Source organism: Aeromonas sp. 130281, from assembly GCF_056642115.1.
Genome location: NZ_JBWVQS010000001.1, coordinates 120153 through 135846, shown reverse-complemented (window position 1 = coordinate 135846; position 15694 = coordinate 120153). Strand labels below are relative to the sequence as shown.

The 15694-nt window shown below is 56.3% G+C and carries 16 protein-coding genes; 5 read left to right on the top strand and 11 right to left on the bottom strand.

The features are described from left to right. Positions 1 to 115 precede the first annotated feature (115 nt). The 4 genes from rsmF to AC1IN8_RS00610 form a co-directional block, all read right to left on the bottom strand. Positions 116 to 1546 (bottom strand): 16S rRNA (cytosine(1407)-C(5))-methyltransferase RsmF, encoded by a 1431-nt coding sequence (rsmF, locus tag AC1IN8_RS00625; protein WP_479757696.1) that lies wholly within the window; start codon positions 1544 to 1546, stop codon positions 116 to 118. A 129-nt stretch (positions 1547 to 1675) separates the two neighbouring features. Beyond that, positions 1676 to 4228: a PqiB family protein gene (locus tag AC1IN8_RS00620; RefSeq protein WP_479757695.1), complete on the bottom strand. Its 2553-nt coding sequence runs from the start codon at positions 4226 to 4228 to the stop codon at positions 1676 to 1678. 55 nt (positions 4229 to 4283) lie between these two features. Next, positions 4284 to 4892 carry a paraquat-inducible protein A gene (locus AC1IN8_RS00615; protein WP_202045727.1) on the bottom strand — a complete coding sequence of 203 codons (609 nt, stop codon included), beginning with the start codon at positions 4890 to 4892 and terminating at the stop codon, positions 4284 to 4286. Then, positions 4870 to 5514, bottom strand: coding sequence for a paraquat-inducible protein A (locus AC1IN8_RS00610; protein ID WP_479757694.1), 645 nt, complete (start codon positions 5512 to 5514; stop codon positions 4870 to 4872). The genes AC1IN8_RS00615 and AC1IN8_RS00610 overlap by 23 nt, the downstream gene beginning before the upstream one ends. A 256-nt stretch (positions 5515 to 5770) precedes the next feature. Between AC1IN8_RS00610 and AC1IN8_RS00605 the strand changes: the two genes are divergently transcribed. The 4 genes from AC1IN8_RS00605 (at position 5771) to AC1IN8_RS00590 (ending at position 9216) form a co-directional block, all read left to right on the top strand. After that, positions 5771 to 6076 carry a YebG family protein gene (locus AC1IN8_RS00605; protein ID WP_139434480.1) on the top strand — a complete coding sequence of 102 codons (306 nt, stop codon included), beginning with the start codon at positions 5771 to 5773 and terminating at the stop codon, positions 6074 to 6076. A 289-nt stretch (positions 6077 to 6365) separates the two neighbouring features. After that, a complete protein-coding gene (locus AC1IN8_RS00600; protein ID WP_479757693.1) occupies positions 6366 to 7643 on the top strand; it encodes a tyrosine-type recombinase/integrase in 1278 nt (425 codons plus the stop codon). 187 nt (positions 7644 to 7830) lie between these two features. Further along, on the top strand, positions 7831 to 8181 hold the full coding sequence (locus AC1IN8_RS00595; RefSeq protein ID WP_479757692.1) for a DUF3653 domain-containing protein: 351 nt from the start codon (positions 7831 to 7833) through the stop codon (positions 8179 to 8181). A gap of 93 nt (positions 8182 to 8274) precedes the next feature. Beyond that, complete coding sequence (locus AC1IN8_RS00590; protein WP_479757691.1) at positions 8275 to 9216, top strand: DUF2971 domain-containing protein; 942 nt, start codon at positions 8275 to 8277, stop codon at positions 9214 to 9216. 429 nt (positions 9217 to 9645) lie between these two features. On the opposite strand, the gene AC1IN8_RS00585 is transcribed toward AC1IN8_RS00590, so the two are convergent. The 7 genes from AC1IN8_RS00585 to AC1IN8_RS00555 form a co-directional block, all read right to left on the bottom strand. Beyond that, positions 9646 to 10848, bottom strand: coding sequence for a zonular occludens toxin family protein (locus AC1IN8_RS00585; RefSeq protein WP_479757690.1), 1203 nt, complete (start codon positions 10846 to 10848; stop codon positions 9646 to 9648). 3 nt (positions 10849 to 10851) lie between these two features. Further along, positions 10852 to 11166: a DUF2523 domain-containing protein gene (locus AC1IN8_RS00580; protein ID WP_259241884.1), complete on the bottom strand. Its 315-nt coding sequence runs from the start codon at positions 11164 to 11166 to the stop codon at positions 10852 to 10854. A gap of 4 nt (positions 11167 to 11170) precedes the next feature. After that, entirely contained in the window at positions 11171 to 12496 is a 1326-nt protein-coding gene (locus AC1IN8_RS00575; RefSeq protein ID WP_479757689.1) for a hypothetical protein, read from the bottom strand. A gap of 129 nt (positions 12497 to 12625) precedes the next feature. Then, positions 12626 to 12838, bottom strand: a complete 213-nt coding sequence (locus AC1IN8_RS00570; protein WP_429161510.1) for a Flexible pilin — start codon at positions 12836 to 12838, stop codon at positions 12626 to 12628. Between the two features lie 298 nt (positions 12839 to 13136). After that, complete coding sequence (locus AC1IN8_RS00565; protein ID WP_270824979.1) at positions 13137 to 13457, bottom strand: hypothetical protein; 321 nt, start codon at positions 13455 to 13457, stop codon at positions 13137 to 13139. Between the two features lie 27 nt (positions 13458 to 13484). Then, the gene (locus tag AC1IN8_RS00560) at positions 13485 to 14954 is read right to left on the bottom strand and encodes a replication initiation factor domain-containing protein (RefSeq protein WP_479757688.1); all 1470 of its coding nucleotides are present in this window, start codon (positions 14952 to 14954) and stop codon (positions 13485 to 13487) included. Continuing rightward, the gene (locus AC1IN8_RS00555; protein WP_290028176.1) at positions 14941 to 15192 is read right to left on the bottom strand and encodes a hypothetical protein; all 252 of its coding nucleotides are present in this window, start codon (positions 15190 to 15192) and stop codon (positions 14941 to 14943) included. The genes AC1IN8_RS00560 and AC1IN8_RS00555 overlap by 14 nt, the downstream gene beginning before the upstream one ends. A gap of 48 nt (positions 15193 to 15240) precedes the next feature. Here AC1IN8_RS00555 and AC1IN8_RS00550 point away from each other — a divergent pair, with 48 nt between their 5' ends. Further along, positions 15241 to 15678, top strand: coding sequence for a helix-turn-helix domain-containing protein (locus tag AC1IN8_RS00550; RefSeq protein WP_479757687.1), 438 nt, complete (start codon positions 15241 to 15243; stop codon positions 15676 to 15678). The last annotated feature ends 16 nt before the right edge of the window (positions 15679 to 15694 follow it).

The following is a 15694-nucleotide window of genomic DNA, read 5'->3' as shown; positions in this document are numbered from 1 at the left end:
TTGCCTTAAGCTTAGACAAGGCGCGAGGCATTTCAAGAAGTGACTAAAAGTTCAACCAGAGTGTGGGTTTTCCAGACTCGAACAGGTGTCAGTCCTTGAAATGGCCGCCGGCATCTCACTCGTTGAACAGGTTGTTGTCCCGCACCAGCTCACGGGGCAGGGCATTCTTGATGCGGCTCCCGACCCATTTTCCCATACCAAGCGGGTAACCCTGATAGCGGACGATCACTTCCCCCGTTCCCGGGGCCAGCTCGGGCCAGACATCCCGCCCCATCATGAATTCCCGCCCGTTGGCGGCATCCAGCTCGACACATCCCCGGGTAGCCAGGCTGCCATAGGCCAGCGCCCATTCGTGGGTGAGGCGATAACCCTTCTTGAAAGTTTCCGCCAGCTTGATGCCGATGCGATCGAAGCGCAGCTTGCCCTGCACCTGCTCGAAGGCGTGGGGGAAGAGCCAGATCTCGTCATTGCGGCCAAACAGCTGACCCCGCGCAGCGACCCCAAAGCTCGCCTCTATCTCCCGCAACATGGGCTCGGCCTCTTTCGCCGGCAGAGGGGAGAAGGGGAACTTGCCGAGCTTGCCCGGCTTGAACATGGTGTTGGGCACTGAGTGATGCTTGCTGATCCTGGCGACGAAGAAGCCCTCGCTGTCGAAGATCTGGGGCCAGACATGCAAGTAACCCTCTGGGGTGCAGGCCTGCCCGGCACCGGGGAAGAGAGAGGCCAGGGAGTCGACGCTCAGGGCGTCGCCGAACTTCTCTTGCAGCGATTGACAGACCGCCTGGTTCTCCTGAAGGCTCAGGGTGCAGGTGGAATAGACCAGCACGCCACCGGGTTTGAGGGCGTGGAAGGCACTCTCCAGCAGCCCTTGCTGCACAGCGGCGATCTCCTCGATGCTCTCGAGACTCCAGTTGCGTAGGGCATCTTCATCCTTGCGCACCGTGCCTTCCCCCGAGCAGGGGGCATCGAGCAGGATGGCATCGAAGGTTTCCGGCAACCACTGGCCAAACACCTTGGCATCGAAATGGGTCATGCCCACGTTGGTCACGCCACAGCGCTGGATATTGGCGCTCAGCACCTTGAGCCGGCTGCTGGAAAACTCGTTGGCAACCAGCATGCCCTGGTTGTCCATCAGGGCCGCTACCTGGGTAGTCTTTGAGCCGGGCGCCGCCGCCGCATCCAGCAGCATGCCATCGTGCTTTATCCGCTCGCTGGCAAAGAGCGCCGTCACCGGCAGCATGGAGCTCGCCTCCTGGATGTAGAAGAGGCCGCACAGGTGCTCGGCGGTGTTGCCAAGGGGCACGCTCTCGTCGGCCCGGGTCAGCCAGAAGCCGGTCTCGCACCAGGGCACGGGATCCAGCTGCCAGCCCAGTGGCGCCATGCGTGTCACGAAGTCGGGCACGGATATCTTGAGGGTGTTGACCCGGATGCTGCGCCGCAGCGGCCGCCGACAGCTCGCCACAAACGCATCCATGGAGAGATGGGCCGGCATGATGTCCGCGATATGACGCAGGAAGTGTTCGGGAAGGTAGGTATTGTCGTGCACAGTGCCGTCTCGCTGACCCAAAAGAGGGGCAACATAGTACCACAGGGGTCGGAATATTCTGAATGGGCGATGGGCAAAACGAACAAGCCCGGCACTGGGCCGGGCTTGGGTCAAAGGGTCAGGACAACATCAGGGCTGGATGCGGGGGCTCCACTCCAGCCACTCCTTCTCCGCCTTGCCATAGAGCGGGTAGCTGTGGCCCGCCTTGACGGTCGGCCCCATCTCCCGCTCCGGGGTGTTGAAGGCGATGCCGCCGGCCAGCAGGCTCTGTACGGTTTCCACCTCTATGGTGCCGCCGGTCAGGCCGATGTCGGCCTTGACCCCGGACACGTTCCAGAAGCGGCTGTTGGCGCGCACCAGGTGGGCGTATTCCTGAGCGACGTTCACCTCGATCAGTACCTCGCTGCCATCCCGTGCCAGCGCCACTTCGCTGACGCTGCCCACCACCATCTTGCGAAACAGCAGGGGGCTGCCGACGCTGATGCCGCTCACGGAGGGGCTCTTGAGGGTCAGGGCCAAGCCGATGGGGGCGCTCTGACTCAGGGGGAAGCGCTCCTTGCCCGCGCCCTGGCCCGGGCTTGCCTCCACGAAAGCGCCCTTGATCAGGGTGTCCAGGTGGGAGACGCCCCCCAGCCCGAGCTTGGCCTGTACCAGGGTGTAGCGCGCGCCGCTCTGCAGGAAGCGGGCGGCATACTGCCCATCCAGCTCGGCCCTGAAGCTCACCTGACCCAGGGCGGGATCCAGTTCAATCTGCTCCACCTTGCCGATGTCCACCCCGCGGTAACGGATGGGGCTGCCCACCCCGAGCCCGGGGTTGCTGTCGGCGGTCAGGGTCAGGGTGCGCACCTGGGTGCTGGCCTGCTCCTTGCTGTCAAACAGCTGATGGCTGCTGCGGCCAGTGCCGAGCCGGTCAAATTCGATGGCCCCCCGCAGCAGGGTGGCGAGGTTGCCCATCTTGACCTGCACCCCGTCGAGCCGGATCTTGCCGTCGATGGCCGCCTTCTTCCAGAACTGGGGCTGCTGCCTGAGCAGGGGGGCGTAGACGGCGTCTATCTCCAGGGTGATGGCCACCCCGCGCTCCTCGGCTTTCAACGCCTTGACCTTGCCCGCTTCCAGCCCCAGATAGAGGACGGGGGAGCCTACGCCTATCCCGTCCGCTTGCTCGGCACGCAGTGTCCAGCGCTCGGGTCTTGCATCACGACTGCCGAGCAGGGCCAGCTCCTGACTGGGATAGAGGCGATCGATACGCTCCCCCACGGTGGCCTGGACAAGCTTGATCCCGCCCGCCAGCCAGGCGCTCGCCGGGCTGGTCTCCACCTTGAGGCCGCTCAGATCGGCCTGGACCTGCAAGGGGGCGGCGCGATAGAAACGGGCCCGCTTCAGCAGGTGCTGATAACGCTCGTTCACCACCAGGCTGACGCTGGCATTGCCGCCGGCATCCAGGCTCAACGCCCCCAGCTCACCTATCTGCAACCCCTTGAACCAGAGCGGGGCCCCCTCGTTCAGACCGGCGAGATCGTCCGCCTGCAGGGTCAGCTTGATGCCATTGCGCGGCTCCTGGCTCGCCAGCGTCATGGTGCCGACCTTTTCCCCTGCCACATAGTCGAGACGGATGGCCGGTCCGGCCAGCAGGCGATCCGCGTGCTTGACCCCGGTGGGGGAGAGGGAGACAGTCTCCCAGACCAGGCGGCTCTTGCCGGTCATTCGAAATGCCTGTTCGGGGTTGATCAGCGCAGTGACGACCCGGCCCTGCTCGGTCAGGCGAATGGGGTCTATCCTGCCAATCTCTATCCCTTCATAGAGGATGGGCATGCCTTCCTTGACTGGCAGGGAGCCCGCCTGGATGGTGATGCGCTCCCCTCTGGCCGCCTCGGCCAGCCCCTTGTAGAGGGTGAAGTTGAGCCCCTTCTGCGCGACGGGCGACGCCTTGGGGGAGTCGAACGCTATGCCGCCGCTCAGTATGGAGGTGAGGCTGCCAGCCTCCACGCTGACACCGGCCAGGCTGAAGGAGCCCTTGATGCCGCTGATGTTCCAGAAGCGGGTATCCACCTTGACCAGGTGCTCGAAGCGCGGCTCTATCACCAGATCCAGGATCACATTCTGGTTGTCTTCGCCCAGGCGGGTATTGATGACGCTGCCGACCTCGAGCCCGCGGAAGTAGATCTTGGCCCCGATGCCGACCGATCCCAGGGAGTCGGCGGTCAGGTGCAGGGTGCGCCCCTGGGCCTGATAGCCGGGGGGAGGGCCGTCCAGGGCATCGAACTCGTCCTCCAGCGGGTTGTTGTCCCGACCGGGTTGCAGGTTGATGTAGTTGCCGGAGACCAGGGTATCGAGACCGGAGATCTCGGTCAGCGACGCCTTGGGGCTCACCAGCCAGAAGTCGGAGCCCTTGCGGATGAGCGGGCGGGCGCGGCTGTCGACCTTGGCGAGCACGGCTATCTTGCGACCGTCCTGTGCCAGCTCCAGGTCCTGGACCACCCCTATGGCCACCCCCTGATAACGCAGCTGGGTCTTGCCCGGCAGGATGCCATTGCCCTGGGCAAAGTTGATGCGAATGAGTTGACCGCTGCTCGTCCACTGCTGGTAGATGAAACCACCCGCCAGCAAGAGGGCGATGAAGGGCAACAACCAGACTGGGGATAACCAGCGATGTTTCTCAATGACGGGTTCAGCCCCGATCATACCGACTCCTTAAATTGGCTGTGATGCACAGCACATCCGATACAGAAAAAATGCATTAACGGGCCGCCTTGTCCCACAGTAGACGGGTGTCGAGCATCCGGGCCGACATCATGGTGAGGATCACCACGCCGGCGAAGGCGGTTGCCCCGGGCCCGGCCCGCACGTTGAGCAAGACTCCGCGATCCACCAGGGCCACCATCAGCGAGATCACGAACAGGTCCAGCATGGACCAGCGACCGATGAAATCGATGATGCGATACATGATGAGCTGACGCTTGCGCCGCACCGGCTTGCTGCGCTGCAACTGCCAGCAGATCCAGCCCAGCCCCAGTATCTTGCCGATGGGGACTATGATGCTCGCGGTCAGCACTATGGTGGCTATCCCTGACATCTTGCTGCGATAGAGCGCCATGATACCGCTGAAAATGGTATCGGACTGCAGTAATCCCTTGTTGTAGAAATGGGTGATGGGCAGCAGGTTGGCGGGCAGCAGCATGAAGGCGGCGAGCGCCAGCAGGCCCCATGACCAGGCCAATGAGCGGGGGATCCGCATCTGCAACGGGCTGTGGCAGCGGGGGCAGCGCATGGCGCTCTGGTAACGCACCAGCAGTCCGCAGGTGTGGCAGCGGCAGAGCCCGAGTTCACGGGCGCTGGTCGGTATCATGATCCGGCTCCTGCGAGGCGTTTTGCAGCGGTATCCGCTCCCAGTAGGGGGCGGGGTCGAAGAGGATGAGCAACGTCATGTTGAGCAGCATCAATATGCCCAGGCTGAGCAGACCGCCCCCCAGGCGCACGTCGGCGATGTCGATGAGCTTGAACAGGGCGACCAGCAGGCTGACGATGTAGACCTCCAGCATGGCCCAGTGCCGGAACACCTCCACGGCCTTGAGCGTCGGGGCCAGCAGGTGCCAGCGCTTGGCAAGGCCGGAGGCGAGCGCAAAGATGCCGAGCAGCAGCCCCACCGGCGCCAGCACGGCGCACCAGAGCACCAGGCTCGCCACCCAGAGCTCGCCCTCCTCAAACAGCATCAGAATGCCTTTGAGCAGGTTGGCATCGGAGTTGACCCCCGCCAGACGCAGGTAGAGCAGGGGTTCGAAGAGGGCGGAGGGGAGCAGCAGGAAGCCGGTGATGGTGAGGGCCATCAACTGGGAAGGACGAAAAGCATAGCGCCCATAGAGATGCTGGTGACAGCGCGGACAATGGGCGTGACGACGCAGGGGCAGCAGCTTGCGTTCGATCAGCAAGTCACACGCCGGGCAGACGATCACGGAGTGGGGATCCGACATACGATTCAACCTGTTGAAGGAATTGATAAAATTTACCCTAAAACGCCTTCGCTGTCTTGCCGCAGCTCAGCCTCTGGCCAAGAAAAGATGGCTCGGCCTGCCAACTCCCAGGGCCATGGAGAGAAACACGGGACCTGGTTGCCACATAAGAGACGCCCGATAAAGCGATGGGCGCGGTGGCGGATCCTGAGTGTTATTTGCAACACTGTATATTCGTACATATACTTGCAATCACTATCATGAGGAGGACGCCACTATGGCCGTTGAGATCAAGTATGTTGTCGTGCGTGGGGGAGTAGAGAAGATGACCTTTGCCAGCAAGAAAGAGGCGGATGCCTATGACAAGCTGCTGGATACCGCCGATGAACTGATGACGCTGCTGGCCGGGGCACCTGTCCAGCTGGCGCCCGAGCAGCAGGAGAGTCTGGCCTTTTACCTGGCCGAGCAGCGGGATCTGCTGCAGAACGTGTTGCGCGGCGGCAAGGGGCAGGGGATCAGCCCCAGGGAAGACAAGGTGGACGCCGAGAAGCCCAAGGGAAAATCCCTCAAGAGCGTGGCCTGACAAGGGAAGGGCGGGGCAGGGCGTCCAGCCCTGGGCTCCGCACCACAATATTCATGCAGAGCCGATTTTCAGTCACTCTTGTCGCTATTTACCCCGATAAATTTCCAACAAGAGTGCATATTCATTGAATAAACACCGTGTTCTATCCTGACCTCTGTCCGACAGGGGAAGCCTTGACGACTCATCCCCGGACCATCTGGCATCTCCTGATGCCGATAACCCCATTTATCGGCATCAGGATTGCGCGACATCAGGCCAGCCTCACTCAACAAGACTCACAAGCACCATCATGACTCATCCGTCACTGCCGCCCGCCATGCCGCTGTTCGACAATCTGCTCCATCTGGAGGCGGGCAATCCTCAGGTCAACCAGTATCTGGCCACCCTCAGCCTGGGCAATGTCCCCGATGCCGGCCTCGTCTATGAGCTGGCCGTCGACTGGCTGCTGGAGCAACGCCACAGCGAGAACAACTACAAGACCTACCGCAGCGAGCTGACCACCTTCCTGCATTGGTGTTTCTGCGAGGTGGCCATCAGCCCCAAGGATCTCACCAGGCGCATCATGATGCGCTATCTCGACTACTGCCAGGCTCCGCCACAAGGGCTTATCGCATACCGAAACGTGGCCCAGTTCGTGCTCGACAAGGAGTGGGGAGAGCGGTTGCCCAACCCCTTGTGGCGACCGTTTCTCGGCAAGCGGGAGCTGGGCCGCGAGTTGCCATACCGCCTGAGCGAACAGGCGATGAAGACCAAGCTCGCCATACTGTCGGCCTTCTTCCAGTTCCTGATCCAGGAGGAGTACATGGATCGCAATCCGGCGCTCCTGCTGCAGCGGGTCAAGCGACCGGACAACCAGGATGCCGGTGAAGAGGCCCAGTCCTTTACCGAATTGCAGTGGTCCTATGTGATGCAGGCCGCCGAGCGGCTGGCAACCGAATGCCCGGCCCAGCATGAGCGCAGCCGGTTTCTCATCTGCCTGATGTACGCCTGTTATCTGCGTATCTCCGAGGTGGCGGCCAGACCGGGCTTCAGCCCCGTCATGAGCCAGTTTCGCCGCGACAGCAAGACCGGGGTCTGGGGATATGACATTCCACGCAGCAAAGGCGGCAAACGCCGTACAGTGGCCGTCTCCCAGGCGTTGCTGGATGCATTAGCACGCTATCGCACCTTTCTTGGACTCTCGTCGCTGCCAACCCCGGGCGAACAGACGCCGCTCTTCGTGCGCCACAAGGCGGCGGCCCATGGCCGGGAGCAAGGCGAGCTCAACGCCAATCTGGGGATCCGCCAATTGCGGGATCTGGTGATGGCGGTCTTCGAGCAGGCCGCCAACCTGGCCGAGCAGGATAGTTTTGATCAGGACGCCGCCGAGATGCGCACCCTGACGCCGCACTCCATCCGCCATACCGGCATCACCCACGACATCAACCTGCATGGTCGGCCGCTGTCACACGTACAGGCCGACGCGGGACACGACAGCATAGACACCACATCCAAATACCTGCACACCGGCAACAGCGAACGCCACGAGAGTGCCAACCATAAGCCGCTGGATCGCCTGCATGAATGAGTGCCCGTGTGCAGACTGTGCAAAGTGTGGCCCAGTGCATCAGTCAAGCGTGAGGTGGCGGGAAAACATGCCCGCCAGCCGTCCCAGACAAAACCGCGCATAATGTCGCGTTTGGTTAAATGCCCATCTGAAACCTGCCGATAAGCCAGCCCACGCAATTTTGCTGGTTTATCAGGTATTTACTTGGATGGAACGAGAGTTGACCAAAAACTTCATTTTTCGTTGGTTTGAATGCGGTTTATCGGAAGAGGAGACGGCAAATCTATGTTTCGTTTCTGTGAGGCAGGTCACATATTGGGATAAGGGTAAAGAGATCCCACCTGTCTATAAACGGCTTATGCGTATGGCATCAGGGCGGGAGCTGCCCACGATTTTTAAGGCCTGGGAAGGCTGGCGTATGAAGAATGACTGCCTGATCGCACCTAATGGTGTGATGTTCGATAGAAGGAGGATCGAGGCGCTGGCCATCATCCAGGCGGAAATGTCAGAGAAGCAGAGAGAAGCCTTCCGCTGGCGGAAGAAGCTCGGCATCAAGTAGACAGGGGAGGGGGCGCAAGCCCCCTTTTCGTTGTGGACGTTTTGGGAGCCATGCGGGTAGAATTCCCCCCGTATTACTACACGGGGGGATCACATGGACATTCTTTATAAATACTCAAGTTTATTAAGCATTGATTTTTTTAATATGCCAACGGTAAAAATATCTATCCCATTACATCTAAATGATCCGTATGAAAGCAGCCCAAGTGAAAATATAAAAAAAGCAATAGAATATTCAAATGAAAAAATAAGCATTGAGGGTCTCGAAAGTTCAATTGAGAATATGATAACAAGTAATGGCATTATTTCACTTTCTGAAACACAGCGTAATTCATTAATGTGGGCTCATTATGGAAATCATCACAAAGGGATATGCATAGGTTTCAGTGATACGTTTTTAAAGGACACCGCACCACCTATTTCTGAAAAAGAAAAGATATTTGAGCACTACTGTGTAGACATTTTAAAACCACGCAAGGTTAATTATGACAATTACAGATTTGATTTTAGCAAAAAAGTAACAAGAGGCAACGCCGTTAGAGAGTGTTTTTTAAGGCATTTTTTTACTAAAAGTGATGAATGGATTTATGAAAAAGAACATAGATGTATTCTATCATACCTACAAGCTACTCATGTCTTAGCAACTGATATGAATAGCACCAAAACAGTGGAGCTCGATGATGAACCATACACTTTTGTATTGGACTCATATTTAGCCACCTATGAGAGAGATAAAAAAATAACCCTTACCGATAAAAAAAATATCTACAAGATAAATGAAGGGGGGTTAGGTTTAATCGAACTGTCAAATTTATCTGAATTTTCAGGGGTGTCATTTTTAAAAGAAATTGATCCGGAATCAATAAAAGAGATTTATTTTGGATGTCGAGCTGACAAGAAAAAAATAGAAGAAATATATCACCTATTGAAATCAAAAGATCATCCATTACAGCATGTTAAACTTTATTCATTCAAAATCAGCAGAAAACGGTTTGAGATGTATCCCGAGGAAATATCAAGCGATAGTTTCAAATAAGAGTGGTTACGTTTTTGTTCAAAACACTTAACCGCCTGTTTAGCAGGGAAGGGGGGGCACAGCCTAACAGAAGCACCCCAAAGAAGTTTCGGCGAGCCTACCACCTTCCCGGCAATAAGCCTCAGTGAGTCGCCTTATAGGGGCTAACGCCCCTGGGGTTCAGTTACCAGACTTGAGACGAGCGGCAGTAGCGCGAGCACGGCGTTTTTCCCGGCAGTGGTGCCGCCACTTCACCTCCAGCTCGATAAGGTGGCCCCCAAAAAGCCAGAGCAGGGGAGGCAGCGAGAACAGCGCTACCAGGGCAAAGCAGGCCCAACGAGCCTCGGCGGAATAGTTAGGATTGCTCCCCAGGGTTACCAGGATGGCAATATCAATGCAGACAGCGACAATGCCAATCACAGCAACCCCCCATTAGATCCACAGTTGTATTTATGTCCGGTCATCACTCGGAGCCTCGCCATTCTTGGCGCCAGCAAAGAGCGCCCCGTTGACCCGCTTACGCAGCGCATCCCCGTCCGGGTCACAATACACATCCACGGGCTTGCCTTGGTACTGGATCACCGCATGGCACGCTGTCATGGCCTTTACGTCCACGAAATACTGAGGCCACTCCTCGGCATAGATGGCTTGTTCGTCGTCGCCCTTGCGCAGCGCGAAACAGTATTCGACGTTGTAGACGTCTCGATCACTCTTGGTCAGCACATGGCAGTTGATGATCATCCGGTATCCGGCGAACGGGCCTACAGCAAAGACGCCATCAGCAGACGCAGCAGGAGCGCCACTAGGACGTACATCAGCAGCGGGCGAAGCACCCACCGCCCCAGGAGCCGAAGCAGCGGTAGGAGAGGGCGCAGGGGCCTTAGCAGGAGCATCAATATACTCAGGCTTGATGAAGCCAAAGAATACACAGAGTCCCCACACCGCCAGAAGAAATAGAATTTTAGGATCTCGCAGCATCGAGCTACCCGCGATTGTATCTGAGACCTTACCGGTTGTAGTCGAGTCATAAAGCTTGAAAACATATTTGGGCACCTTATTAAATGGCTTTGCTTGCAGCACATCAGAAAGGGATGTGCCGGAATTATCGGAGAGGTGAAGCACGGTCTTATAACGGCCACCAATGCCCAATATCGCCATATTGGTATGACGAATGGCCGTTTCAGCCGCTGCCCGAATTACCTGATGCACCTTTTTGATGTTCGGGGTCGTTAATACAAAGTCCCAGTTATGGTGACGGTGCATATCAAATGCCACGTCGATGGTTTCCGGTCGGCCATCTTCTTTCGCCTTATCCGGCCCACCTGGATAATCGAGGCGGTCTAAATCACTCTGGCGCCACGCTGGCGGAAATACCCGTTGCACCTCATCGACCAGGAAGAACGCCCCCTTGGGCGCCCAGTGGTAGAACCGTGCCAGATGATCGCGTCCCTCCTGGGATTCCGTCTCAACATAGAGCACCTCAAAGCCGTCTGGCACATCCTTGCCGAGCACCTCACGGCAGCGCTCAACCGAGAAGCCGCGCACGTTGGTGATGATGTAGCGACCCGCCTTGATGGCCGGGATCACATCGGTATGAATGGCCCCGCTGGATTTATAGGAACCAGGAGCGCCATGATGGATTTTAATCGACATACATCACCACCCGAACATATTCAGCAAGAAGCGGGTTACAAACGCTTGGGTAATAACGGACAAGCCTTTATCAAAATGCAGATAGAGCAAAATATCTCTCACCGAAGCAGGCAGATTATTGAACGCCTGGGAGATTAAATCGCTGAATTGCAGATTAATCAGGATTTCCCTGGCAACGTCCCAGGAAAACATCAACATGAATAACTTGAACTCAACCCACTGAATCGCCAGCTTAACCGAAATCCAAGCAGTTACCTGGACAGCAAGATTATAAAAGTCGCTGAACAGGCCGCCGAACATATCACCTAACCACTCCATAACCTTACCTCCTGGCAACTATCATTAATGCAATGAAGTAGAAAATAAACATCATAATGGCCGCTAACGTCTCCCAATAGCCGTCCGCATCAGGACAAACCTGATACGACTTGCCAAATAATGAGAACATATCAAAACACTTTGGAGCCGATGCCGAACCATAAAACTCATACTTGAACATTTCAGACATTTGCTCTTTTATGCTCAAATAAACATTTTTCAGTGACTCTTTACTATCATCATATTTTTTGGTTATCTGACTCAGGTCAAACTCACAGCTAATATCATTAACGCAGAGCTTGGAATCATAATTAGACTTGGCAACATGCAATGGATTACCCGCCGCCCCAGGCATTTGAGAGTAATCAATATTGAAATCACCAGACCCACCTTGCCCACCACCAGGGTTTCCCCAACCTGAATTTAGTGCCTGTTGCGTCATGCCCCTTATAGCCGCAAGGCTACCTTGCATATCTCCTAACTGGGATGAATTTGTGCTATTCATCGTCCTAAGTGTGCCATCTATAGACCCCAACTTGCTGGACGTATTACGCAAGTTGGAATCCATCGAACTAGTATTTCCACTGATAGAACCTAATGTAGACATAGCCGATTGCTGCATTGCTTTCAGCGAAGCAACATCACCTTTAATTGCAGACAAGTCAACCGTAGAAACGGCACCACTTGTACCAGAACCAGCCAAATGACTACAATTATAATCAAGGGGTCTAGTTATGCAGAGGGTTAATTCCTGCATCCAATCCTCAGACCGATTAAGCGTAGAAAGCATCTGATTGTTAATTAAGCCCACTTGCTCAGAGCCGATAATTTGAGTGTTTAGCGCATCAGTAACCTTTCTCAGGTCTTTACTAAAATCTTTAAATGTGGCGAGCGAAGCCTCACCCTGTTCATAAAATTTAATGGCAGACCAACGAATATCCTCATCAATTTGCTTTAGAGCCGCAGTCGTAGCCTCTTGATCATGACCGCCGACACCAATAGGGCTCACCTGATTTTTAAACGGGTAATAATATGGAGCACCACCATTACCACCTGTTCCACCATCACCACCTGTCCCACCGTCGCCACCAGTGCCGCCATCACCCCCCGTACCACCAAGAGCGCATTCGCTCCCCGTCGTCTCAATAGGACCCTTGGTGCCTTCATTAGGGAACTCGACGCAAACACCAATACACGACACCTCACAGCCGCCCAGGGTGGATGACTCCCATTTCACGCAGTAAGGCAGCGTCGTGCTTATCGGCACATTGGACAGCTTGAGCCCAGCCGGACAGCTCGCAAACGCTCCCAGCGGCAGCAGGAACAGCAAATATAGGACTCTCACACGACCCCCAATAAAAAAGGCGACCGAAGCCGCCTTATGTCATATCGAAAACGATGATCTGTAGCCTTCGACAAAGAACAGAAACCACAGTGTCCCGATGAGCAGGGACATGGCTTAGGCTTTACGCATCAGGCCAATCAGGATGCCGACACCGACGACCGTAGCCACGACCATCATGACCTTGGGCGCGGTGATCGTGACGTCAGACTGGGCCGAATCCAGGGCTGCACCCGCAGCGGCAGCGATGCCACCCGTTTCAGCATGGGCACCAGCGGCAACCAGGGAACCCACCAGAGCGATGGAGCCATTACGGAGATAGTTACGCATATTTTTATCCTCTCTTTGCACCTACGATGATTCGGGCAATTGCGCCCAGTTTTAAACCCAAAGCCCAGATAACAATCCCTGAACTAAAGGCAATTCCAATATCTGTTACGTCCAACTGAAACCAGTTGGATATATCCGTTAATTTGGTGTGCTCCTGGACAGTCAAGAGCACATATTTACAGGCATCCCCCTCAGCAAGACGGGCATATCCCTCAGAGGTAATATCTAGACAAAGCATTATCGCGCCCTCGTCGTCGCTCGCTGCGCGCTCTCGCTCCTCCTCCTCGTTGCGCGGTAGTTACAGCGGCTTTTTAGTGGGCTGGAAACCAACAACAACGTTACGGGTCGGATTCTGGGGATCGGCTTCCAGGACAAGATCCACGGCCACCAATTTCGGACAGTCGGCCAGCTCTTTAATAGTGGTAGCGTCATTGCGCAGGGCCAATTGGCGTACCTCATAACCCCAGGAGGTGATATTGCACTCCGGCTTGTTGACGTTATTTGCCAGTGCGAGATATTCCACCTGGGCGAAGTCATAAGGCACCGGAGCACCAGATTTGCGGGAAACACCATAGCCATGAGTCACGCGAGTGACCAGAACACCGGAAAGAATAGACATAGTTATTACCTCGTTGAAGAACCTTAGTTAGGTCGAAAATAATGGCAGCTCGTCCAGGTCAGGAGGGAGCGGCATTCTTAATCGCGCTGGAATATCTGTTTCTTCCAGGTGCGCAGTTAATTGGTTAACAATCTTGTCAGGGGATAGCCCCTCAATATTGGCTAACCAATTAACAAGGCGGCCTGCCATCCTGGACATATTAAATACGGCGTTGTCCCTGGACGTTTTGAACTTGTTTTTAAAGGTGGTCAGTCTGACGGGTGTTATTTCCGATTGCTGAACAGCCGCCAACCATGTGGCGAACTGTGGATACATCCCCGCAAAATAGGGGTCTGGGTTTACCAGGACGTCCAGCGGAATAATCCTGTCCTTGTTGTGTAATTCGCCTTCGGCGCGTACCCAGTTCGGATACTCTGCCGACTGCATCTGTTTTCCCTTTTCGTATACCCGGGCACACTTACCGTTAATGCGGCTGCCCACGTAGAAGGAGCAGCCCTTGGTCGGCACCATCCCGAAACGCTTGGCGATGCCTTTGGCCAGCTCGGTGATCACGAACTCGCCCGATTCAATCTTCATCCAGGACGGCGCGCGGCCCCGCTGGGGATGGAACTCGCCGGCTTCGGCGCCGGCAATGGCCCCCTGGTAGGTGATGTGCTCGCCAGCGTAATCGTCCAGGGCGAGATCCACCCGAGTGATGCGCACCCCAGGAACGTGAGAGATAACATCATGCAAAGCCTGGAAGTCCAGGGCCGCACAACCCACGCCGGAAAAACTCACCATGCAACCATGGTTAGCCGCACCCCAGCCAATCAGGCCGCAGGGGAGGCCATCACACAGTAAGTCAGCCGAATTGGCATAGCCATGCAGACCGGAGCGGCGAGGGCGCATGGTGAAGCGCGGCTCGGGGATAGGGACACCGATGCGGGTATTCAGCTCTTCGAGCCACAGCTCAATCTCATTGCAGCAGAGGGCATCCAGGAACTGGACGCCGTAGCAGTCGATCAAGTCGTTGTACGCTTCCCAATACTTGGCACCCTGGACAACCTCAAACTCGGAGAACTCCAGCAGGGCAGAGCAGACGGCCTTGAGCTCCTGGCGCATGTCGGCGCGGGACTTGTACCCAGAGTGCAGGGCCTGCTCCATCATTTCGGTCATGGACGGCGTGAGCACAGGGGAGGGGGCTTTCACGGCCAGGGGCTTGGGCGAGGCTTTCTCGCACAAGCGCTCGGTCACCTTGTCAAAGCGGGCGAGGGGAGCGAAGCCAACCGGACGCTTCCACAGGTAGCGCAAGCCTTCCACCGCAGGGGCAGCAAAGGCCGCCTGGATAGCCTTGTTGGCGGTGTCGAATCGCGGGATGGCCTTGAGCAGTGCGCCTTGCTTGGCCAAGTCGGTCATTCGGCGCAGTTCGTCCGGAGCCCAGGTAAAGGACAGGTAATCGATCAGGGTTTTGGCGCCGATAACCCTATTTATCGGCATTACGGAGCTATGACCAGTCATCGAAGAACACTCCCTGGTCATAGAAGTCGCGCCATGTGTCCTCGGTGACCTCTACTAGGTCAAACACGGTGTCGGGGTACGTCATCGACAGGTAGACCCGCAGCTCATGCAGGTCGCGGAACATCTCGACCTGACCCGCGATGCAGGCGGAGTAATCGCCAGTCGGCTCTGCCTGCCAATAGACCTTGCGCTCGATGAGCGCGGGCAGATCTTGGTTTTGTGGGCTAGAGTGGGTCATGGGTCACGCAATCAAATGGTTGGTTGACTCATTCAACCATGTGGCGAGTTGAATGGAAACAAGCTGTTTTTCGCCAAAGTCGGTATGATGGGACGATTGTCTAACCACTCAGGAGACAAAAACATGGACTCTAAAACGCTGCTTCTGGCCTACATGAGGGCCAAAAAGTACAGCCAATTCCAGGAAGTTGCCGCTGACCTGGGATTTACCACCTCGTATATCTCAGCTGTGAACAAAGGAAAGTCGCAACTCACTGATGTCACTGCAAAAAAGATGGCTGAAGAAGCTGGCTTGGACGTCAGCGAAGTGCTGTTAAGCATGGCGGCGGTCAGGGCGACCGATCCCGAGCTAAAACAGGCTTGGTACGACATCCTGGCGAAGTACTCGAAAGGTGCAGGCACGGCTGTAGCCCTTGCGGCGGCTGTGTTTCTGTCTCCACTGAACGGGCCTGACCTAACCGCGCATAATGTATATTATGTTAAATGAAGTATGCTTGTTTCCT